Source organism: Streptomyces griseorubiginosus (assembly GCF_017614965.1).
Lineage (GTDB): Bacteria > Actinomycetota > Actinomycetes > Streptomycetales > Streptomycetaceae > Streptomyces > Streptomyces griseorubiginosus_B.
On sequence record NZ_WVUG01000562.1, the window covers coordinates 1 to 2444 of the forward strand.

Annotated in this window: 3 protein-coding genes; 2 read left to right on the forward strand and 1 reads right to left on the reverse strand. The window is 73.6% G+C overall.

From position 1 onward, the window contains the following. Both GRC12_RS43635 and GRC12_RS43640 read left to right on the forward strand, forming a co-directional pair. A partial coding sequence (locus GRC12_RS43635; RefSeq protein WP_208785979.1) for an MEDS domain-containing protein occupies positions 1-887 on the forward strand: 887 nt, incomplete at its 5' end. A 79-nt stretch (positions 888-966) separates the two neighbouring features. Then, on the forward strand, positions 967-1446 hold the full coding sequence (locus tag GRC12_RS43640; protein WP_208785980.1) for an ATP-binding protein: 480 nt from the start codon (positions 967-969) through the stop codon (positions 1444-1446). Positions 1447-1478: 32 nt separating this feature from the next. On the opposite strand, the gene GRC12_RS43645 is transcribed toward GRC12_RS43640, so the two are convergent. Further along, the coding region (locus GRC12_RS43645) for a hypothetical protein (RefSeq protein WP_208785981.1) at positions 1479-2444 on the reverse strand (966 nt) is incomplete at its 5' end.

Below are 2444 nucleotides of genomic sequence, written 5' to 3' on the forward strand. Positions count from 1 at the left end.
CCCCGACCCCGTTCGACCACCGCATGGGCGTCTTCGGCGCCGACGACGAGTTCGTGGCCACCGCCGTGCCCTTCCTCACCGAGGGTCTCGGCGCCCCCGGCGAACCCCCGCCCGCGGCCATCGCCGCCCCGGCCAAGCTGGACCTCCTGCGCGACGCCCTCGGCAGCGACACCAAGGAGGTGGCGCTCATCGAGCACACCGACTGGTACACCGGCTCCGCCGCCAACGCGGTCGCTCAGGGCGCCGGTTACCTCGCCGCGCACGCCGGACCCGGCGGCCGGGTCCACCTCCTGATGGAGCCCGTGTGGGACGGCCGCGCCGGGCGCTCCGCCCGGGAGACCACCGAGTGGATCCGCTACGAGGCCCTCGCGAACCTGCTGTTCGCGCCGATGGCGACGACGGTCCTGTGCGCCTACGACACCCGTACCGCCGGTGAGGCGATCGTCGAGGCGGCCCGTCGCGCCCACCCCGGCTCGGGCGTGTACGAGGACCCGGTCCGCCTCACCGCCGAGCTGGACGCCGTGCCGCTCGCACCGCCTCCACCGGACGCGGAACTCCTGCGGGAGCCGTACGCCGACGCCGTACGCTCACGGGCGGTGGCCCGTGGACTGACGCGGGTGGACGCCGAGTTGTTCACCGAGGCGGTGACCGCGGCACTCGGCACGCTCGGGCCCGTCACGGCCGTACGGCTGTGGGGCGAGGCGCCCGACTGTGTGTGCGAGCTGCGCGCCGCGCGCCGGGTCGGCGACCCGCTGGCCGGGTTCGTGCCACCGCCCACGCCCGAACTGGAGCCGGAGCAGGGGCTGTGGTTCACCCGGCAGGTGTGCGCGTACGTCGACGTCCGTGACGACGAGCACGGGGCCACCGTACGGCTGCAGTACGGGTAGGGCACGGGTAGGTACGCAGGTATGGAATCGGGTAGTCCTCCCCGTGTGCCGTGCCCGGGGGGAGCGCATCCTGTTCCGCATGCTGCAACGCTCCGGGAGCACTCGCCCGCATCCCGACCCGCATCATGCCGCGTACCCCCAACCGCCCCTGGGTGCCGGTGACCTGAGCGTCCAGTACGGCCCCCTTCCCTCGTCCGTGCGCCGGGCCCGGTCGGAGGTGCGAAGACAGCTGGAGGCGTGGGGGATCGCTGACCGGGACAGCGAGGTGGTGGAGGTGGCGGAACTGCTCGTCAGCGAGCTGGCGACCAACGCGCTGCTGCACTCCGGCGGCGGCTTCCGGCTCACCCTGTCCGCGGCCCACGGGGTGCTGCGCTGCGAGGTGAGCGACTCGGGCCGGCGTGTTCCGCGGGTGCTCGACGCGGGCACGGGGGAGAGCGGGCGGGGGCTGTTCCTGGTGGAGGCGCTGGCGCTGCGCTGGGGCTGGCGTCACGACGGACCGGGCAAGAGCGTGTGGTTCGAGCTCGGTACCTGCGGGGCGGACGGCTGTGGTCGGCGATAGCCGTCCGCCCTCGCGGGCCGCCGTTCGGCCCGTTACCGCCACCACTTGGGGCTGAGGGCGATCGCCCTCAGCTGCTTCATGGTCAGCGCGGGGGTCTTGCGGGTCGCGGGGGTGTCCTGGGCGCCGGAGTTGAAGGCGCTGATCACCACGCGCCGCCCGTCCTTGCGCAGGGTGTCGACGGTCCACCACACGACCCCCGCGCCGCCCTTCTCGCCGGACCGCTGGTGCAGGGCGACCTTCGTCCCGTCGGGCAGCGTCTCGGAGTCGGAGCCGAACAGCTCGGCCGCGACGTCCGACTGGTCGGCCTGGACGTTGACCTGGACGAGGCTTTTGCCCTTGCCGTCGTCCAGGACGAGGTAGCCGAAGCCGGTGTCCTGGCCGCTGTCCTCGGACACCGTGAACTTCCCCGCGGGCAGCAGGCTCCTGAGCATCGGGGCGACGGACACCGTGCTCCGGGAGGCGGTCGCCGTCGGCTCGGCGGCCGGCGCGCTCGCGTCCCGCGGGATGGCGTCGACGGCGTCCCGCCAGGCGCCGGCCGCCGCCAGCTGCCTCAACTGCGCCGCCGACAAGGGAGGTTCGGGCCGGGTGACGGGCGAGTCCTTCTCGGCCGCCGCGTTCCACTCGCCGACGCTGATGTGGTCGCCCTCCGGCGTGACGAGTTCGGCGGTCCAGTACTTGGTGTCGACGCGGCGGTCCGGATACTCGTACCCCTGCAGCACCATCACCACCGAGCCGTCCGGCAGCCGGGTCGTGCCGCACGCGTCGTAGTGCACATACGCCTTGCCCGGGCACTCGGTGGTCTGCCGTGCCTCGTCGCCGCCCGGCTCGATCCGGCCGAGGCCGACCTCGATCGCCGCCGCGCCCTTCCCGTCGTCGTACACGAGGTGCACGAACGGTCCGAGCCTCTCGTTCGTGCCGCGCGCCTGCGCCTGGCTGAACTTGCCTGGCGGGAGCAGCTTTTCGAGGGTGCGGATCAGCTGGTGGGCGGAGACGGGGGC

Excerpts from the sequence above, each read along its gene's own strand:
- GRC12_RS43640 (WP_208785980.1), top strand. The coding sequence starts at position 967 with ATGCTGCAACGCTCCGGGAGCACTCGCCCGCATCCCGACCCGCATCAT.